Raw genomic sequence first — 16,169 nt, forward strand, 5'->3', positions numbered from 1 at the left:
TGCCCGCTCAGAGCGGGCAGCGGGCCGCTCAGACGGGCGGCCAGGGGATCGCGGGCCACTGCCCGGAGGGCTGCGGATGCTTCCCGGTGCGCAGCAGCAGGGCCACGCGGGCCCGTACGGCGGCCAGCTCGCCGGTGGTGAGCAGTTCGGCCAGTCGGGTGGCGAGGGGCTCTCCGGCGGCCAGTGCGGTCGCCAGGGCGGTCAGGACGGAACCCGCTTCCTCCGTCAGCGGCTCCCCCGCCCAGCCCCAGAGCAGGGTGCGCAGTTTGTCCTCGGTGTGGAAGGTCACTCCGTGGTCGATGCCGTAGAGCCGTCCGTCGGGGGCGGGCAGCAGGTGGCCGCCCTTGCGGTCGCCGTTGTTGATCACGGCGTCGAGGACGGACATCCGGCGCAGCCGTTCGTCGTCGGCGTGCACGAGGAGAGCGGTGCGGCCCTCGCCGACCTCGGCGAAGGCGACGGGCCTCCAGCCCTCCCCCGCCTCCTCGCCGTCCACGAGCGCGAGCAGCTCGGCCTCCGGGGACTCCCCCGTCTCGATCCACTGCTGGACCATGCCCTCGCCGTACGGTCCGTCGCGCAGCACGGTCGGGGGCACCAGCCCCCAGCCGGTGGCCTCGGAGACCAGGTAGGCGGCGACCTCGCGCTGGGCGAGGTTGCCGTCGGGGAAGTCCCACAGCGGGCGCTCTCCCTTGACCGGTTTGTACACGCAGTCGGTGCTCGCGCCCCCGTGGGTGACGGTGCACAGCAGGACGGCGTTGGACGCCTCCCGGATCTGGCCGACGACGGTGAGTTCCCCGTGGGCCAGCAGCTCCTCCAACTCCCCCGTGGCGTTCACGCCTGGCGCCGGTAGCCGTTCTGGCGCGGGCAGACGTGCCCTTCGGGGTCCAGCGGGAGGCTGCACAGCGGGCACGGCGGCCGGCCCGCGTTGACCACGTCCAGGGCCCGCTTGGTGAAGGCCCGGGCCTGGGCGCCGGTGAGGCGCACGCGCAGCATCGGCGGCCCGTTCTCCTCGTCCTGCAGGAGGCGCTCCTCCGCCTCGGCGAGGTCCTCCTCCGAGTCGGCGTCGAGTTCCACCAGGGCCTGCGCCTCGACGATCATGCGCTGGTCCTCGCCGTCCCAGGCCAGGGCCATGGTTCCGACGCGGAACTCCTCCTCGACGGGGACGTCCAGGGGGGCGGTGTCGGTCGCCTCGGCGGGGGCCACGGCGGGGACGGGGGCATTGCCCCCGGTGCGCCGTACGACCTCGTCCAGCAGTTCTTCCATCCGCTCCGCGAGCGCCGCCACCTGGGTCTTCTCCAGGGAGACGGAGGTGACGCGGGGGCCGGTGGAAGCCTGCAGGAAGAACGTACGGCGTCCAGGCAGGCCGACCGTGCCGGCCACGAAACGGTCCGGTGGGTCGTAGAGGAACACCTGACGGGGCACGTCCAGTCTCCAAGCGTCCGGGGGTGCCCCCAGACGGAGTCTGGGGGAGGCAGGGGCAGGGCTGCGCCCATGGGTTGGCCCGTCCACCCTACTGCGCCGTTCGATCACACCGCGCCCGCACCACCCCCTACGACCGCCTCCCCGGCCGCTTCCGCGTCGCCCTCGGCCGCCGCGGCGTCCTGCGCGGGGCTCTCGCGGGGGGCGAACGAGGCGAAGTCGCCGGTGTCGCCGAGCCGGAGCAGGAAGGGCCGGGTCGGCGTGTAGCGGATCGCGGTGACCGAGCAGGGGTCGACGTGGATCCGCTGGAAGAGGTCCAGGTGCATGCCGAGGGCGTCCGCGACAAGGGACTTGATGATGTCGCCGTGCGAGCACATAAGGAACACGGCGTCGGCGCCGTGTTCCTCCTCGATCCGCGCGTTCCAGTCGCGGACGGCGTCCACGGCGCGGGCCTGCATGGCGCGCATCGACTCGCCGCCGGGGAAGGCGGCGGCCGAGGGGTGCTGCTGGACGATGCGCATCAGCGGTTCTTCGGACAGTTCGGAGAGTTTGCGGCCCGACCAGTCGCCGTAGTGGCACTCGCCGATCCGCTCGTCGGTGTGCAGCGGGAGGTCGGGCCGGGCCGCCAGCAGCGGGGCCAGGGTTTCGGCGCACCGCTCCAGCGGGCTGGAGACGGCGGCGGCGAGCGGCACGGCGGCGAGCCGCCCGGGCAGCGCGGCGGCCTGTGCGGCGCCGTGCTCGTCGAGGGTCACCCCCGGGGTCCATCCGGCGAGCAGCCCTGCGGTGTTGGCGGTGGACCGCCCGTGTCGTACGAGGATCAGCGTGGCCATGGCAGAAGGGTAAGCGGTGACGCCGGCGTGCGGCCGGGGCCCGGGCGGGGAACAATGCGCGAGTGATTGTGGACTGCGCCATGTACCGCGAGGGCCGCCGCTCAGAGGCGCCCGACGATTTCTCCGATGCCCTCGACGAGGCGCGGGCCACCGGTGACGCCTTTCTCTGGGTGGGCATGTACGAGCCGACGGAGAAGGAATTCGAGCACGTCAGCCAGGAGTTCGGGCTGCACCCGCTGGCCGTGGAGGACGCGCTGACCGCGCACCAGCGGCCGAAGATGGAGGTCTACGACGATTCGCTGTTCGTGGTCCTCAAGCCGGTGATGTACGACGACACCTCGGACACGGTGAGCACGGGCGAGCTGATGGTGTTCATCGGCGACTCCTTCGTCGTCACGGTCCGGCACGGCGAGGGGGCCGCGCTGGCCGCCGTACGGCACCGGCTGGAGCAGGATCCCGAGGTGTTGGCGCAGGGGCCGACCGCGGTGCTGTACGCGGTCTCGGACTCGGTGGTCGACCACTACATCGAGGTGGCGGCCGAGCTCCAGGTGGACCTGGAGGAGCTGGAGGCGGAGGTCTTCTCCCCGAATCCCGCGGACAGCAAGAACACCGCCGCCCGGATCTACGGCTTCAAGCGGCAGGTCCGCGACGTCGCGGACCACCTGACGAAGGCGAACGAGTACGTCGAGGGCCTGGACCGGCTGCTCTCGGACGCGCTGGCCGCGCACCTGGCGCAGATGGGCGTCCGGCAGAACGACGTCATGCGCAAGATCTCGGCCTGGGCGGCCATGGCGGCGGTCCCGACGATGGTGGCGGGGATCTACGGGATGAACTTCGAGCACATGCCGGAGCTCAAGCAGCGCTGGGGCTATCCGCTGGTGGTGCTGGTGATGGTGGCCATGTGCCTGGGCCTCCACCGGATGTTCAAGCGCCGCGGTTGGCTGTAGGCGGGGGCCCGGCCGGCGGACCCCGGGCCGGCTGGGCCCGGGGCCGGTGCGTGTCCCGGGCCGGCGCGGACCTAGGCGAACTCGGGCGCCGAGGTCGGCTTCCCGCCCAGGGGGTTGGTCCGCTCCGGCGGGCTCAGGTCGACCATCCGGTGCCAGCCGCTGAAGCGCTCGTACGCGTACATCCCGCGGATCCCGGCGGCCAGCGCGGCCGCCTTCGGCGCGGGCCAGGCCAGCAGCCGCCCCATGTGGCCCATGACCGCGAGGCTCACGTCGCGGTAGACGGTGATCTCGGCGAGCGCGCACTCGCGCAGCACCCGGTGGATGGTCCGGCCGTGGCCGGCGCGGGCGAGGCGGAGCAGTTCCTCGTGGCAGTAGGCCAGGTGGTTTTCCTCGTCCGCGCCGATCATGCGGATGGCCTTGCCGAGTTCGGGGTCGTCCCCGAAGTGCCGGACGAGCATGATCATCTGGTCGGCGGCGCGCTGTTCGGTGACCCGGCTGTGCGCGAGGTAGACGACGATGTCCTCTTCGCTGAGGGCCCGCTCGCCGCGCAGCTTCTCGTGGCTCAGGCCGATGCCGCGCCGCTCCAGCAGCATCGTGTAGTCGGTCTCCGGCGGGACGGGCACGGGCGGCAGGCCGCGCTTGCGGAGCAGCGCGTTGAAGATCCGGCCGTGTTTGTCCTCGTCGGCGCCGTGCCGGGTGATCTTGGGCGCGAGGTCGCGCATGGAGTCGGGCACCAGGGCAGCGATCCGGGCGTTCTCCCAGCCGCCCTGGGACTCACCGCCGGCCGCGATCGAGCAGAACAGCTGGAAGGAGGCGTCGTGGTCGACGATCTCCCGGAACAGGCTGTGCGCAGAGAGCATGTATCGAGTGAAGGGCCGATTCGCGGGCCGGGCAACCGGGTGCGGCGTACGGCTCGGCCGAATGAACGACTGCGACCGGCGGCTCCGGGGGCGTAACCCCACGGCCGCCCCGCGCGTTGTTGGCTGTGTCGGCCGTGGCGGGGAAGACCCCCCGAGCCCCCACCACGGCCGCAGACCTCGTTCCCTTTTCACGCCGCCCCCGCACGGCTTCGGCGTGCTGCCGCTCAGGCCAGGCCGGCGAGCTCCATGGCCTCGACGCCGGCCCGCAGGGCGGCGGTGCGCTCCTCCAGGGTGAAGCCGGCCGGGGCGAGCGTCAGGGTGGTGACCCCGGCCTCGGCGTAGGCCCGCATCCCGTCGGCGATGCGCTCCACCGGGCCCAGCAGGGTGGTGGAGTCGATCAGCGAGTGCGGGACCGCGGCGGCCGCGCCCTGCTTGTCCCCGGCCAGGTACTTGTCCTGGATCTCGGCGGCTTCCTTCTCGTAGCCCATGCGCTGGGCCAGCTGGTTGTAGAAGTTCTGCTTGCGGCTGCCCATGCCGCCCACGTACAGGGCGGTGTACGGGCGGAACATATCGGCGAGCCCAGCCACGTCCTCGCCGAGGGCCAGCGGCACGGTCGGGCAGACGTCGAAGCCCTCCATGGTCAGCCCGGCCTTCTCGCGGCCCGCCCGGATGTGGGTGAGGGCGGTGGCCTCCAGGTGCTCGGCGGCCGGGAAGATCAGCAGGGCGCCGTCGGCGATCTCGCCGGTCTGCTCCAGGTTCTTCGGCCCGATCGCGGCGATGTAGAGCGGGATGTGCTCGCGCTCGGGGTGCACGGTCAGCTTGAGCGGCTTGCCCGGCCCGCCGGGCAGCGGCAGGGTCCAGTGCTCGCCCTCGTACGACAGCCTCTCGCGGGTCATCGCCTTGCGGACGATCTCCACGTACTCGCGGGTCCGCGCGAGCGGCTTGTCGAACTTCACGCCGTACCAGCCCTCGGACACCTGCGGTCCGGACACGCCGAGGCCGAGCCGGAAGCGGCCCTTGGTGAGCGAGTCGAGGGTGGCGGCGGTCATGGCCGTCATGGCGGGCTGGCGGGCCGGGATCTGCAGGATCGCGGAGCCCACGTCGATGCGCTCGGTCTGGGCGGCGACCCAGGCGAGCACGGTCGGCGCGTCGGAGCCGTAGGCCTCAGCGGCCCAGCAGACGTCGTAGCCGAGGCGGTCGGCCTCCTGCGCGACGGCCAGGTTGTCGGCGTCCATGCCAGCGCCCCAGTAGCCGAGATTGATGCCGAGCCGCATAAGTCGTCCCCTTACCGGTTTACCGATCAGTAACGTAGGTCTGCGGGGACTGTAGCGCGCCCGGCCGTCCCGCGTCAGTGCGGCAGTAGTCTCAGCCCTCATGGAGCAGAGGCATCTCGGCCGCACCGGACTGCGCGTCTCCCGGATCGGTCTCGGCACACTGACCTGGGGCCGGTCGGCGGACGGACCGGACGAGGCGGAAGCGGCCGCGCAGTTGAAGACGTTCTGGAACGCGGGCGGCACGCTCGTGGACACCGCGGACGTGTACGGGGGCGGGGAGGCGGAGTACCTCCTCGGGCAGTTGATCGGTTCCGTCGTCCCGCGGCGGGATCTGGTGATCGCGACGAAGGCCGGCGGGGTGGCGGATCCGGACCGCCGCTTCGACGCCTCGCGCGGCCATCTGCTCGCCGCGCTGGACGATTCCCTGGCCCGTCTGGACACGGACTACGTCGATCTCTGGCAGGTCCACGCCTTCGACCCCTGGACCCCGCTGGAGGAGACCCTCCAGGCGCTGGACATCGCGGTGAGCAGCGGCCGGGCCCGGTACGCGGGCGTGTCGAACTTCAGCGGCTGGCAGCTCGCGAAGGCGGCGACCTGGCAGCTCGCGGCGCCGGGGGTACGGACCCGGCTGGCATCGACGCAGATGGAGTACTCCCTGCTCCAGCGCGGCGTGGAACGGGAGGTGGTCCCGGCCGCGCTGGACCTGGGCCTGTCCCTCCTGCCCGCCTCCCCCCTCGGCCGGGGCGTCCTGACGGGCAAGTACCGGGCGGGCACCCCGGCGGACTCCCGGGGCGCCTCGGAGACCCTGGCCGCGTTCGTGGACCCCTACCTGGACGAGGCGGCGAGCCGGATCGTGGACGCGGTGGCGACGGCCGCGCACGGCCTCGCGGTGACCCCGCTCCAGGTGTCCCTGGCCTGGGTCCGGGACCGCCCCGGGGTGGCCGCGCCGATCGTCGGGGCGCGCACGTCGGCGCAGCTCGGGGCGGCCCTGTCGGTGGAGGCCCTTAGTCTTCCGGAGGAGATCCGCCAAGCACTGGACGACGTCTCGGCGCCCGTCCACCGCTACCCCGATCAGGACTGGAGCACTTTGTGAGCGACACCGCCGCCGCGGCAGAACCGGCCGACCCGGCCCGGGAGCACACCCCCGCCGCCGCGGAAGCCGACCCGGCCCCGGAGCCCGGCGAACCCGCGACCACGGACGCCCCCCAGCCGAAGGCCGCCCCCGCCGGCGAAGCCGAGGACGGCGACGCGCGGGCGGAGACCCCGCTGTCGGGCGAAGCCGAGGACGGGGGGCCGGGGGCGGAGACCCCGCCGTCCGGCGAAGCCGAGGACGGCGACGCGCGAGCGGAGGCCCCTCCGTCCGACGGAGCCGAGGACGGGGGGCCGGGGGCGGAGACCCCGGTTTCGGGAAGGGGCGGGGTGGGGGAAAGCCCCGCAGGGCCCCCCACTGGCGACACGGACGCGGAAGCGGAAGCAGACGCGGAAGCGGAAGCGGAAGCGGAAGCGGGTTCAGGCGCGGAAGCGGCCGACGGGACCGGCGGGAACGCCCCCGCGGACGGGACCGCCGAGGCCAAGCCCCAGCTCAGCGAAGCGGCCGCGGAACTGGCCGCGCAGAAGATCGAGCGGGAGCGCATCGCCCGCCGCAAGGCGGAGCGCGAGGCTCCCGTGGAGGCCGGCGCCAAGCTCAGCGGTACGGCCGCCGACCTGCTGGCCGCCGTACGGGCCGTGGAGAGCGGCGCCAAGCCCCCCGCCCGGTTCGACGCGCCGGCGCCGCACAGGACCGTCCCGGCGCCCGCGCCGGAGCGCGCCCCGGCCACCGCCCCGGTGCCGGCTTCCGCGCCCACGCCCACGCCCACGGCGGCCACGGCCGCCCCCGCCTCCCCCGACGCCGTCCGGGCCGTCCGCGAGGTCCTCGTCAGGGGCGGAGCCCCCGAGAACCTCGCCCCGCAGACGGCCGCCGCCCTCGGCGAGGACGCCGCCGAGCAGCTCACCGAGTCGCCCTGGCGGCTGCTGGCCGTCGCCGGGGTCCGGCCGACGCAGGCCGACGGGTTCGCCCGCGCCCTGCTCGGCGCCGAGACGACCGGCCCCGGTGACGAGCGGCGCGCCGCCGCCCTGGTGGGCTGGCTGCTGGCGCAGGCCGCCGTGAAGGGCCACACCGTGCTGGAGGCGCCGACCCTGGAGGCGGCGCTCGCCCAGTACGGCGTGCCCGACCCCGCGGAGGCCCTGGAGGCGGCCGTCGGCGAAGGCGCCGCGCTGGCCTTCGAGGAGCCGGTCGGTCCGCCCGTAGCGGAGTCCACCGAGGATGCGGAGCAGCCCGTCCGGATCCTGGTGGGCCTGGAGGGCTGCGCCATGGCCGAGGAGAGCCTCGCCGAGGGCCTGGCCCGGATCGCCAGCGCCTTCACGGATCCCGCCGACTGGGACAAGGCCGGCACCGGCCCCGGCGCCGAACTGATCCGCGCCGCCGCCGGGCACGGCCTGGTCACCCACACCGGCGGCGAGGCCGCGCGCGCCGAGCCCCGCGCCCTGTTCGCGGCCGCCCGGGAGTTCGGCCTGCGGGTCTGCCTGGCCGCGCACGCCCCCGCCGAGGGGGCCGTCACCGTGGCGGGCTTGCTGGCCGGCGCGGAGGGCCCGGGGCGGGACGCGGACGGGCGGTTCGCGCTGGACCTGCTGATCGTGCTGGACGCCCCGCAGCTGGACGTGGAGACGGCCGCCGCGCTGGTGGAGTCCGTCCCCGACGGGGCCCGCCTGGTGCTGTCCGGTGACCCCGCGGTGCTCGGCTCCGCCGGTCCCGGCCGGGTCTTCGCCGATGTGCTCGCGGCCCGTGCCTGCCCGCAGCTCGTCTCCCGGATCCCGGACCCGGGCCCGATCGGCGAGCTGGTCTCGGGAGTCGGCGTCGGGGAGCTGTACCAGGTCGACGCCCCCGGCAAGGAGGTCGTCATCGTCCCCGTCCGTGACGCCGGGGAGGCGGTGCACCGCACCGTGCAGCTGGTGGCCGAGTCGGTGCCCCGCGCCTTCGGCATCCCGGCGGACGCCGTGCAGGTGATCACCCCGGGCCACGGCGGCCCGGCGGGCACCCGCGCGCTCAACGCGGCCCTCAAGGAGCGGCTGAACCCGGGCCCCGGCCGGTTCGGCGGCTTCGACCCCGGTGACCGGGTGGTCCACGTGCCCTCCGCCGGGCGGGCTTTGCCGGCCCTGGTGGTGTCGGCCGACGCGCAGGGGCTGCACCTGGCCGGAGCCGCGGGCGCGCGGATCGTCGTACCGAAGGAGCGGGTGGAGGCGCAGGTGCGGCACGGCTGGGCCGTGACGGCGCATCAGGCCGTCGGCTCGCGCTGGCCGGCGGCGGTCGTGGTCCTGCCCGGGGACGCGGCTCAGGCCCTGTCCCGGGACTGGGTGTACACGGCCTTCGGCCGGGCCGAGCGGCACCTCTCGGTGGTGCACGGGGTGGACCAGGCCCTGCCGCGCGCGGTCGCCGAGGTCCCGGCGAAGCCCCGTACGACCCGGCTGACGGGTCTGCTGCGGGGCCTCGTCCCATCGGCAGTGGCAGCGGCGCCGGAGTCGGCCCGGTCCGAGTGACGGACGCACCGCGGCCCCGTCCCACCCGGGACGGGGCCGCGGTGCGTCGCCCACGGCGCTTCGCGCGGGGAGGGGCCGGAGCGGGATCAGACCGGCACCGGACCGGGCTCAGGCCGGCATCAGAGCGGGGTCAGGCCGGGGTCAGACCCCGCTCTGCCGGCGAGCCGTCCCCGGCCTCCTCCTCGTCGCCGTCGACCTCGTCCTCCTCGTCGAAGACCGAGCTGACGTCGAACCGGTGCATGACGTCCTGCGGATCGATGTGCCCGAAGGGCGAGCCGAGCCACTCCCCCGGTTCCGCGACCTCTTCCGAAGCGGCGATCCACAGGGTGGAATCGCCCTCCTCCAGTCCGAAGTCCTTGGCGCGGGAGGCGATTTCGTCGGGCTCGTACTCGCCGAAGAGCACGCCGAGCGCGTCGGCGGTGCCGCCGTCGTGGTCGAGTTCGGCCTCGCGGTCGTGCGCGACGACGCGTTCGGCCTGGGCGATCAGGCGCGCCGGTTCGACGACGGCGTAGTCGCGGCGGATGAGCACGCTGAAGGCGGCGGGTTCGGCGGGGCCGGTGTACGGGAGCCCGTCCTCCGGGGTGGGGATCTCGAACGGGGTGACCTCGTCGTAGCGGTCGTAGAGGAGTTCGTCGTACTCCTCGGCGGCGGCGGCGAGTTCGTTGAACGCGGCGTAGACGTCCGGATCATCGTCCCCGATCCTGCTCTCGACCGCGGCGAGGTGACGGTCGAGCGCGGCCTTGACCGCCTCGGCGGCGGCGCGTACCTCGGCAACAGTGGGCAGAGCGGCATCAGACATAGTGCAGACGCTATCCGTAGAGGGGCTCTCACGGCACAATAGATGCGATGCCGGAATACGAATTTGTCGACTTGTACGTGCCCCGCGGGGTTCCACGTCAGGAAACGACCCGCCTGCTGACCGAACACGCCGAGTACGGGCACTGGGAGCTCGACCGGCTGACCCTGCTTCGGGACGGCAGTCGCCGCGTGCGACTGCGCCGCCGGATCATCCGTCAGGTCCGCGCTACCTGGTGACGGGGATCGTCACCGGCCCCGGAAAACCCGACGGCCCCGGAGCGCTGGAACGCACTCCGGGGCCGCGTACTTCAGGTACGTCAGGCGTTGACGCAGGTGTTGCCGAAAGCCGGGTTCAGCAGACCGATCACGGAGATCGTGTTACCGCAGACGTTCACGGGAACGTGGACCGGAACCTGGACGACGTTGCCGGACAGGACACCGGGCGAACCGATGGCCGCACCCTGGGCACCAGCGTCGGCGACAGCCAGACCCGCACCCGCGAGAACCAGACCACCGGTGACAGCCGCAGCGGCGGCAACCTTCTTGAACATTGTTCCTCCTAGTAGGCAAGCGCGGTCCCAGCCGCGGACCGCACCACCTGTAACGAGGAGGGATCACCGGGGCTACGAGCGTATGAGTGCATTCACTCTTCTCAGTGGATTCCGCACACCTTCCCGATTCCCGGGCGTTAGCTACGCCCAGCCGCGTCCGCCACCCGTCTCAGGACTCGTCGATGAACCGGTCGAGCACCCGGACGCCGAACTTCAGACCCTCCACCGGCACCCGCTCGTCCACGCCGTGGAACATCCCGGCGAAGTCCAGCTCCGGCGGAAGCTGGAGCGGGGCGAAGCCGAAGCAGCGGATGCCGAGGTCGTCGAAGGACTTGGCGTCCGTGCCGCCGGAGAGCATGTACGGGACCGCGCGGGCGATCGGGTCGTGCGCCTTCAGGGCGGTCTGCATGGCGTCCACGAGCTTGCCGTCGAAGCCGGTCTCCAGGGCCTTGTCCGCGTGCACGTCCTCGCGCTTCACGCGCGGCCCGAGGATCCGGTCGAGGTCGGCGAAGAACTCCTCCTCGTAGCCCGGCAGGAACCGCCCGTCCACGTGGGCGGTGGCCTGGCCGGGGATGACGTTGACCTTGTAGCCGGCGCCGAGCATGGTCGGGGCGGCGGAGTTGCGCAGGGTCGCGCCGACCATCTTGGCGATGCCGCCGAGCTTGACGAGCGTGGCGTCCATGTCGTCCGGGTCGAGCGGGGTGCCGAGCGCGTCCGAGAGCTCGTCCAGGAAGTGCCGGACGGTCTTGGTGACCCGTACCGGCCAGGTGTGGCGGCCCAGGCGCCCGACGGCCTCGCAGAGCTCGGTGATGGCGTTGTCGTTGTTGGTCATCGACCCGTGGCCGGCGGTGCCCTCCACCGTCAGGCGCATCCAGTGCATGCCCTTCTGGGCGGTCTCCACCAGGTACAGCCGCAGGTTCTCGTTCACGGTGAAGGAGAAGCCGCCGACCTCGCCGATCGCCTCCGTCACGCCCTCGAAGAGGCCGGGGTGCTTGTCGACGAGGTACCGGGCGCCGTAGGTGCCGCCCGCCTCCTCGTCTGCGAGGAAGGCCAGCACGATGTCGCGCGGGGGCTTGCGGCCGCTGCGCATGCGGTCGCGTACGACGGCCAGCGTCATCGCGTCCATGTCCTTCATGTCGACCGCGCCGCGGCCCCACACGCAGCCGTCGGCGATCTCGCCCGCGAAGGGGTCGTAGGTCCAGTCCGCGGCGTTGGCGGGGACCACGTCGGTGTGCCCGTGGATCAGCAGCGCCGGCCGCGAGGGGTCCTCGCCCTCGATCCGCGCCACGGTCGAGGCGCGCCCCTTGTGCGATTCGAAGATCTGCGGCTCCAGCCCGACCTCGGCGAGCTGCTCGGCGACCCACTCGGCCGCCTTGCGCTCGCCGGGCCCCGAGTGGTCCCCGTAGTTGCTGGTGTCGATCCGGATGAGGTCCCGGCAGAGGTCGACGACCTCGTCCTCGCCGGTGACGGTCCTGCCCGCGCCCGATTCGCTCACGCTGCTTCCTCCCACTGATCAGTACCGAACTGACTCCATCCTCGCGCCCCGGGCCGGTTCCCCCAAGGGCGATCCCCGCCCGCCGGGGGGCGTGATCGAGGACCCCGGAATGTTTGGTAATGTTTTCCACGTCGGAACGGCCCGCGAGGGACGCGAGACAGACACCTTGTCCGGGTGGCGGAATGGCAGACGCGCTAGCTTGAGGTGCTAGTGCCCTTTATCGGGCGTGGGGGTTCAAGTCCCCCCTCGGACACCAAGCGAAAACCCCACTTCACGTGGGGTTTTCTGCGTTTGGCGGCAACTTCGGCGCCGAGCATCCCGGCGGGCGGTTCGGGATATTCTGTCCGGGTGAATGAGAATCTTCCCCCTTGTCCGAAATGTTCCTGTGAGTACACCTACGAGATGAACGCGCTCGTGGTGTGCCCCGAGTGCGGGCACGAGTGGGTGCCCGCCGTGAGTGACGCCGAGGGCCGCGGGGACAGCGGTGAGCAGGCCGTGAAGGACGCCGTGGGGAACGTGCTGAGCGACGGCGACACCGTGACCGTCGTCAAGGCGCTCAAGGTCAAGGGCAGCCCCTCGGGGATCAAGGCCGGCACCAAGGTGCGCAACATCCGGCTCATCGACGGGGTCGACGGGCACGACATCGACTGCAAGATCGACGGCTTCGGAGCCATGCAGCTGAAGTCCAGCGTGGTCAAGAAGGCCTGAGCCGTACCGACGCACGAAGACCGCGCGAAGAGGGGCCCCGCCGTGGCGGGGCCCCTCTTCCGTTTCGTACGGCCGGTACGGGTCAGCCGCGCGGGGCCGGGATCGCGGCCCCGGCTGACTCCGCCGCCTGGTCGAGGCGGAAGGCCTCGTTGCCCAGGCCGATGCGGGCGTGCGCCGCGGGGCGGCGGGAGCGCAGGAACAGGCCGTACGCCAGGCCCACGAGGGCGGCGGCGGCGATGATGCCGGGCAGGGCCCAGCTCAGCGCGGAGCCCTCCGCGGCGCCGACCAGGACTCCGAAGTCCTTGACCGTGTAGACGGCGATGGCGAGCAGGGCGAGGCCGGCGAGGCCCGCCGCGCCGAGCCGCCAGACCTGGGCTCCGGCGGTGCCGCGGCGGACGAAGAAGGCGATGACCGCGAAGGAGGCGGTGGCCATGAGGACGGTCACGCCGAGGGCGCCGACGCTGCCCATCCAGGTGAACAGGTGCAGAACGGGCACGGTGGGGTCGCCGGCCGGGGTGTCGTCGGTGAACGCGAAGGCCAGGACGACCACGACGGAGATCACGGTCTGCAGGAGCGAGCCGGTGGCGGGGGCGCCGGTGCCCGCGTTGGTGCGGCCGAAGGCGGCCGGGAGCAGGCCCTCGCGGCCCATGGCGAAGGCGTAGCGGGAGACGACGTTGTGGAAGCTGAGCATCGCCGCGAACATGCCGGTCACGAAGAGGATGTGCAGGACGTCCGTGAAGGTGGCGCCCAGGCGGCTCTCGGTGAGCTGGAAGAGCAGGCCGGGGCCGGCCTCGGCGGAGGCCTTGACCACCTCGCCGGGGCCGGTGGCGACGGACAGGGCCCAGGCGCTGAGGGCGAAGAAGAGCGCGACGAAGCCGACGGCGAGGAACATCACCCGGGAGACGACGATGTGCGGCTTGCTGGTCTCCTCCGCGTACACCGGGGACTGCTCGAAGCCGACGAAGGCGGCGATGCAGAAGCACAGGGCGGTGCCGAGGCCCGCGCCGGTGAGGGTCTCGGGGTTGAAGGCGTGCAGGGAGAGGCCTTCGGGGCCGGGCTTGGCGAGGGCGGCGACGTCGAAGACCACGACGAGGAGGACCTCGATGAGCAGGAGGACGCCGAGGACCTTGGCGTTGAGGTCGATCTTGAGCCAGCCGAGGGCGCCGGTGAGGACGACGGCGGCCAGGGCCGGTATCCACCAGGCGAGTTCGGTGTCGAGGTAGGTGGCGAAGAGGCCGGAGATCTCGAAGCCGAGAATGCCGTAGACGCCGACCTGCATGGCGCTGTAGGCGATCAGGGCGACGAACGAGGCGCCGGCGCCCGCGGTGGGGCCCAGTCCGCGCGCGATGTAGGCGTAGAAGGCGCCGGCGTTGTGGACGTGCCGGCTCATCTCGGCGTAGCCGACGCTGAAGAGGGCGAGGACGGCGCCGAGGATCACGAACAGCAGGGGCTGTCCGACGATGCCCATGACGCCGAAGGTGGTGGGCATGACGCCCGCCACGACCATCAGGGGCGCGCTGGCGGCGAGGACGGAGAGCAGCAGGCCCGCGGTGCCGAGGCGGTCGGCGCGCAGGGCGCGGTCCTGGCCCTTGTACGTACGGATCTCGGCCTGGCCGGCCGGGTCGGTGAGCGTGGTGGATCTGCCCGTCGGCATGGCGGGGTGTGTCCTTTCGGGGCGGGGACTGAGCGGCACTTGCTGAGCGGTACGGACGGAGCGGGTCGTGCTGAGCGGGGCGGGCGCGGTACCGGCCGGGCCGGGGTGGGTCAGGCGGTGCCGAGCGCGGCGCTGCGTGCGGCGAGGAAGGCCTTGTGCGGGTCGCGGTCCGGGTAGGACCACGGGGCCTGGGTGGCGTGGCTGCCGATGCGCTGGAAGAGGGCGGCGGCCTCGGCGGGGCGGCCCTCGCAGAGCTTGGCGTGGGCGAGGAAGTTGAGGTCCACCCGGTTGCGGGGGTGGTCCTCGCGCTCCCACTCCAGCCACCAGTCGAAGGCGGAGCGCAGCACCTGGCGGGCGCGGCGCCCGGACCAGTGCTCGGCTCCGGCGTCCGGGCCGTGGCCCTGCCCGGCGGCGAGGACGCGGTAGCGCTCGGCGTGGGCGATGACGGGCAGGACGGCGAGCGGGGAGTCGGCCGGGGACTCCTCGGCGGCCCAGGCGGCGAAGTCGTAGACCTCGTGGAGCGGGTCCCGACCGGCCGCCGGGGCCCGCTCGGCCAGTCGGGAGACCATCAGGTGGTGGGCGTGGTGGTGTTCGCGGTGGCGGGCCCGGACCTGGTCGAAGTGGCGGCTGAACTCCTCCTCGGTGCCGAAGGCGCGGGTGAGGAGCAGCAGGCCGAGCCAGGGGGTGGGGTCGGCCGGGAGCAGGGCGGCGGCGCGGCGGCAGGCCTCCTCGGCGGCCTCGGGAGTGCCCTTGCGGCGCAGGGCGCCGAAGACGGACGCACAGGCGAGGAGGGTGACGGCGTCGGCGCTCTCGGGCTCGGCGAGGAGCCACTCGCGCGCCCACGCGGTCGCGGCCGGGGTTTCGGCGAGGACCACGAGGCGGTGCCCGCGGCGGTCCCAGTCGTCCCCCGTGGCGACGAGGAGGGAGCGGGCCTTGGCCCAGCGGCCCTGGGTGAACTGGGCCCGGACGTCGACGAGTTCCACGTCACAGAGGGCGGGGTCGAAGAGCTGGGCGTCCCGCTTGCGGGCGCGGCCGAGGGGCGGCGGAGGGGGCGACATCCGCGGGTTTCCCTCCAGGACGCGGGCGGTTGGACGGTGTGGCCGGAAGATCACGCACAGCAAAGCGGTACGCACAGCTCCGCGTCAAGGTCCAGTCCACTGCGTGGCTCGTTTCAACTGGTCTTTCGCACGGGTGAGTTGCTGGGGTTGTTCCGGTTCGCGGCAGGTTGTCGGCAGGAGGCGCGCGGCCTCGGGCCGGATCGCGCGCAGGGCCGTAGGCTGGCCGCCATGACGGCCCACGAAGATCTCCCGCCCATCGAGTTCGCCTTCCCGGGTCCGCTGCGGGACACGCTGGTGGCGGCCGTGCTGAGCGGCGCCAAGACCACGACCACGGCCGTCCTGGCCGATTACGAGGCGGCGGGGGACCCGCTGCCCGTGGCGGGCGAGCGGATGGTCGTCGTGGACTCCGCCGGACGTCCGGTGGGTGTCCTGGAGATGACGGACGTACGGGTCCTGCGGCTGGCGGACGTGGACCTGCGGCACGCGCTGGACGAGGGCGAGGGGTTCACGTCCGTGGCCGAATGGCGCTCCGGCCACGAGGATTTCTGGCACGGTCCGCAGATGCGGGAGGCCGTCGGCGACCCGCACTTCACGGTCGACGACGACACCCCTGTCGTGGCGGAGCGGTTCCGCCTGGTGACCCGCCTGCCCTGAGCCCGGCCCGGCCCGGCGCCCTGGGCGTGGGCCGGGTACGACGACGGCAGGGCCCGGACCGCGCGTCGCGGTCCGGGCCCTGCTTCGTGCGGCGCCGCCCTGCGGCGGCGGTGCCTCAGTTCTGTGCGGTGGCGTCGCCCGCCTGCGCGGCGTCTGCGGCCGCGCCATCGGCCGTGCCCGCCTTCTCGCGCATCTTGCGCAGCAGCTCGGCCTTCTGGTCGGCCGCGCCGCGGCGGTCGAGGTTGCGGTGGGGGCCGTTGTTCTGGCGTTCGGCGCGGGACTGCCGCTTGCGCTGGCCGCCGCCCTGGCCCACGGGGTTGTTGATGTTCTTGCTGACGGTCATGACAAAGA

17 protein-coding genes and 1 tRNA gene are annotated in these 16,169 nt (G+C 73.1%); 7 read left to right on the forward strand and 11 right to left on the reverse strand.

From position 1 onward, the window contains the following. Positions 1–28 precede the first annotated feature (28 nt). The 3 genes from ACIQV3_RS17750 to ACIQV3_RS17760 all read right to left on the reverse strand — a co-directional run bounded on the left by ACIQV3_RS17750 (position 29) and on the right by ACIQV3_RS17760 (position 2,246). Positions 29–865 carry an SCO1664 family protein gene (locus ACIQV3_RS17750; protein ID WP_403713428.1) on the reverse strand — a complete coding sequence of 279 codons (837 nt, stop codon included), beginning with the start codon at positions 863–865 and terminating at the stop codon, positions 29–31. Next, complete coding sequence (locus ACIQV3_RS17755; protein ID WP_243333987.1) at positions 829–1,419, reverse strand: DUF3090 domain-containing protein; 591 nt, start codon at positions 1,417–1,419, stop codon at positions 829–831. The genes ACIQV3_RS17750 and ACIQV3_RS17755 overlap by 37 nt, the downstream gene beginning before the upstream one ends. A gap of 104 nt (positions 1,420–1,523) precedes the next feature. Next, positions 1,524–2,246, reverse strand: a complete 723-nt coding sequence (locus ACIQV3_RS17760) for a histidine phosphatase family protein (protein WP_403713312.1) — start codon at positions 2,244–2,246, stop codon at positions 1,524–1,526. 62 nt (positions 2,247–2,308) lie between these two features. Between ACIQV3_RS17760 and ACIQV3_RS17765 the strand changes: the two genes are divergently transcribed. Further along, complete coding sequence (locus ACIQV3_RS17765; protein WP_403713313.1) at positions 2,309–3,193, forward strand: magnesium and cobalt transport protein CorA; 885 nt, start codon at positions 2,309–2,311, stop codon at positions 3,191–3,193. A 71-nt stretch (positions 3,194–3,264) separates the two neighbouring features. Here the strand turns inward: ACIQV3_RS17765 and ACIQV3_RS17770 are convergent, their stop codons facing one another. Together ACIQV3_RS17770 and ACIQV3_RS17775 are read right to left on the reverse strand one after the other, a co-directional pair. Continuing rightward, the gene (locus ACIQV3_RS17770; protein WP_403713314.1) at positions 3,265–4,053 is read right to left on the reverse strand and encodes a ferritin-like domain-containing protein; all 789 of its coding nucleotides are present in this window, start codon (positions 4,051–4,053) and stop codon (positions 3,265–3,267) included. A gap of 224 nt (positions 4,054–4,277) precedes the next feature. Then, positions 4,278–5,327, reverse strand: a complete 1,050-nt coding sequence (locus ACIQV3_RS17775; RefSeq protein ID WP_403713315.1) for an LLM class F420-dependent oxidoreductase — start codon at positions 5,325–5,327, stop codon at positions 4,278–4,280. Positions 5,328–5,427: 100 nt separating this feature from the next. Here ACIQV3_RS17775 and ACIQV3_RS17780 point away from each other — a divergent pair, with 100 nt between their 5' ends. Beyond that, positions 5,428–6,420: an aldo/keto reductase gene (locus ACIQV3_RS17780; protein WP_403713316.1), complete on the forward strand. Its 993-nt coding sequence runs from the start codon at positions 5,428–5,430 to the stop codon at positions 6,418–6,420. Beyond that, entirely contained in the window at positions 6,417–8,900 is a 2,484-nt protein-coding gene (locus ACIQV3_RS17785; RefSeq protein WP_403713317.1) for a helix-hairpin-helix domain-containing protein, read from the forward strand. The genes ACIQV3_RS17780 and ACIQV3_RS17785 overlap by 4 nt, the downstream gene beginning before the upstream one ends. A gap of 130 nt (positions 8,901–9,030) precedes the next feature. Here the strand turns inward: ACIQV3_RS17785 and ACIQV3_RS17790 are convergent, their stop codons facing one another. Further along, positions 9,031–9,699 carry a hypothetical protein gene (locus ACIQV3_RS17790; protein WP_403713318.1) on the reverse strand — a complete coding sequence of 223 codons (669 nt, stop codon included), beginning with the start codon at positions 9,697–9,699 and terminating at the stop codon, positions 9,031–9,033. Positions 9,700–9,746: 47 nt separating this feature from the next. Here ACIQV3_RS17790 and ACIQV3_RS17795 point away from each other — a divergent pair, with 47 nt between their 5' ends. Beyond that, positions 9,747–9,935 carry a DUF5703 family protein gene (locus ACIQV3_RS17795; RefSeq protein WP_243333977.1) on the forward strand — a complete coding sequence of 63 codons (189 nt, stop codon included), beginning with the start codon at positions 9,747–9,749 and terminating at the stop codon, positions 9,933–9,935. Between the two features lie 80 nt (positions 9,936–10,015). Here ACIQV3_RS17795 and chpH read toward each other — a convergent pair whose 3' ends face one another. Together chpH and ACIQV3_RS17805 are read right to left on the reverse strand one after the other, a co-directional pair. After that, entirely contained in the window at positions 10,016–10,249 is a 234-nt protein-coding gene (gene chpH, locus ACIQV3_RS17800) for a chaplin ChpH (RefSeq protein ID WP_243333973.1), read from the reverse strand. A gap of 169 nt (positions 10,250–10,418) precedes the next feature. Beyond that, a complete protein-coding gene (locus ACIQV3_RS17805) occupies positions 10,419–11,744 on the reverse strand; it encodes a M20/M25/M40 family metallo-hydrolase (RefSeq protein WP_403713319.1) in 1,326 nt (441 codons plus the stop codon). Between the two features lie 168 nt (positions 11,745–11,912). Between ACIQV3_RS17805 and ACIQV3_RS17810 the strand changes: the two genes are divergently transcribed. Both ACIQV3_RS17810 and ACIQV3_RS17815 read left to right on the forward strand, forming a co-directional pair. Then, positions 11,913–12,000, forward strand: a tRNA-Leu gene (locus tag ACIQV3_RS17810). Between the two features lie 92 nt (positions 12,001–12,092). Further along, positions 12,093–12,452, forward strand: a complete 360-nt coding sequence (locus tag ACIQV3_RS17815) for a zinc ribbon domain-containing protein YjdM (RefSeq protein ID WP_403713320.1) — start codon at positions 12,093–12,095, stop codon at positions 12,450–12,452. 82 nt (positions 12,453–12,534) lie between these two features. Here ACIQV3_RS17815 and ACIQV3_RS17820 read toward each other — a convergent pair whose 3' ends face one another. After that, a complete protein-coding gene (locus tag ACIQV3_RS17820) occupies positions 12,535–14,106 on the reverse strand; it encodes an APC family permease (protein ID WP_403713321.1) in 1,572 nt (523 codons plus the stop codon). Between the two features lie 110 nt (positions 14,107–14,216). Next, the gene (locus ACIQV3_RS17825; RefSeq protein WP_403713322.1) at positions 14,217–15,164 is read right to left on the reverse strand and encodes a hypothetical protein; all 948 of its coding nucleotides are present in this window, start codon (positions 15,162–15,164) and stop codon (positions 14,217–14,219) included. A 228-nt stretch (positions 15,165–15,392) separates the two neighbouring features. On the opposite strand from ACIQV3_RS17825, the gene ACIQV3_RS17830 reads away from it, so the two are divergent. Beyond that, entirely contained in the window at positions 15,393–15,818 is a 426-nt protein-coding gene (locus ACIQV3_RS17830; protein ID WP_403713323.1) for an ASCH domain-containing protein, read from the forward strand. A 115-nt stretch (positions 15,819–15,933) separates the two neighbouring features. Here the strand turns inward: ACIQV3_RS17830 and ACIQV3_RS17835 are convergent, their stop codons facing one another. Then, complete coding sequence (locus tag ACIQV3_RS17835; protein WP_403713324.1) at positions 15,934–16,161, reverse strand: DUF6243 family protein; 228 nt, start codon at positions 16,159–16,161, stop codon at positions 15,934–15,936. Positions 16,162–16,169 lie beyond the last annotated feature (8 nt).

This window comes from Streptomyces sp. NPDC099050, from assembly GCF_044759865.1.
In the GTDB taxonomy this organism is placed as follows: domain Bacteria; phylum Actinomycetota; class Actinomycetes; order Streptomycetales; family Streptomycetaceae; genus Streptomyces.

Bases quoted from the DNA above. Each gene is read 5' to 3' on its own strand.
- ACIQV3_RS17830 (WP_403713323.1), top strand. From the start codon at position 15,393: ATGACGGCCCACGAAGATCTCCCGCCCATCGAGTTCGCCTTCCCGGGT.
- ACIQV3_RS17780 (WP_403713316.1), top strand. From the start codon at position 5,428: ATGGAGCAGAGGCATCTCGGCCGCACCGGACTGCGCGTCTCCCGGATC.
- ACIQV3_RS17760 (WP_403713312.1), bottom strand. From the start codon at position 2,246: ATGGCCACGCTGATCCTCGTACGACACGGGCGGTCCACCGCCAACACC.
- ACIQV3_RS17825 (WP_403713322.1), bottom strand. From the start codon at position 15,164: ATGTCGCCCCCTCCGCCGCCCCTCGGCCGCGCCCGCAAGCGGGACGCC.
- ACIQV3_RS17775 (WP_403713315.1), bottom strand. From the start codon at position 5,327: ATGCGGCTCGGCATCAATCTCGGCTACTGGGGCGCTGGCATGGACGCC.
- ACIQV3_RS17790 (WP_403713318.1), bottom strand. From the start codon at position 9,699: ATGTCTGATGCCGCTCTGCCCACTGTTGCCGAGGTACGCGCCGCCGCC.
- ACIQV3_RS17770 (WP_403713314.1), bottom strand. From the start codon at position 4,053: ATGCTCTCTGCGCACAGCCTGTTCCGGGAGATCGTCGACCACGACGCC.
- chpH (WP_243333973.1), bottom strand. From the start codon at position 10,249: ATGTTCAAGAAGGTTGCCGCCGCTGCGGCTGTCACCGGTGGTCTGGTT.
- ACIQV3_RS17795 (WP_243333977.1), top strand. From the start codon at position 9,747: ATGCCGGAATACGAATTTGTCGACTTGTACGTGCCCCGCGGGGTTCCA.
- ACIQV3_RS17835 (WP_403713324.1), bottom strand. From the start codon at position 16,161: ATGACCGTCAGCAAGAACATCAACAACCCCGTGGGCCAGGGCGGCGGC.
- ACIQV3_RS17820 (WP_403713321.1), bottom strand. From the start codon at position 14,106: ATGCCGACGGGCAGATCCACCACGCTCACCGACCCGGCCGGCCAGGCC.